Source organism: Parafrankia sp. Ea1.12 (assembly GCF_900465275.1).
In the GTDB taxonomy this organism is placed as follows: domain Bacteria; phylum Actinomycetota; class Actinomycetes; order Frankiales; family Frankiaceae; genus Parafrankia; species Parafrankia soli.
The window spans coordinates 1-241 of the sequence record NZ_UBIZ01000201.1; the positions used below are offsets into that span (position 1 = coordinate 1).

At 69.3% G+C, this 241-nt stretch carries 1 protein-coding gene; it reads left to right on the forward strand.

The genetic code is table 11. The features are described 5' to 3' along the window. Positions 1-241 (forward strand): PLP-dependent transferase (locus FMEAI12_RS07050; RefSeq protein WP_200835210.1); only part of this gene is annotated, 241 nt, incomplete at both ends.

The following is a 241-nucleotide window of genomic DNA, read 5'->3' on the forward strand; positions in this document are numbered from 1 at the left end:
ACCTGGCCGAGGCCGGCGACCACATCGTCAGCTCCGCGAACCTCTACGGCGGCACCTACAACCTGTTCCACTACACGCTGCCCAAGTTCGGCGTCTCGGTGTCGTTCGTCGACAACCCGGACGACCTCGACGCCTGGCGCGCGGCGATCCGGCCGAACACCGCGGCGTTCTACGGCGAGACGATCGGCAACCCGCGCGGGAACGTCCTCGACATCGCCGGCGTCGCGGGGGTCGTGCTGCT